The following is a 338-nucleotide window of genomic DNA, read 5'->3' as shown; positions in this document are numbered from 1 at the left end:
ATATAATGGCCGACGCCTCTCGCTAAGTCGTCTTCATGGGTTCCTTCCACAATTGGGAGGTCTGCATCAAGGCGCGGGATATGCAATATTCCCACTACGTCTCCTTGCCCTGGATCAAAGTCTTCTAATACTTCATACTCTTTGTCCGTCTGTTCTTTCGAGAAAACGAGGTCTCTTGCGGCTTCAAGTGCTTCTTTTTCTTTTGCCTGGGTTTGATAAATTTCATATCCTGCTATTCCGATAATAATGAATCCTGCCATGATAAAAAGTAGTGCAATTGCTTTTTTCATTCTGCGACCACCTATCCTATCAAAAATACTATTAGTTCTATTGTATAC

General features: G+C 41.4%; 1 pseudogene. It reads right to left on the bottom strand.

From position 1 onward, the window contains the following. A pseudogene (locus AOA59_RS27700) lies at positions 1–290 on the bottom strand (hypothetical protein); the annotation flags it as partial. Positions 291–338 lie beyond the last annotated feature (48 nt).

The organism is Pseudomonas sp. 2822-15, assembly GCF_002742515.1.
In the GTDB taxonomy this organism is placed as follows: Bacteria; Pseudomonadota; Gammaproteobacteria; order Pseudomonadales; family Pseudomonadaceae; genus Aquipseudomonas; species Aquipseudomonas salomonii.
This window is presented reverse-complemented; position numbering and strand designations above follow the sequence as displayed.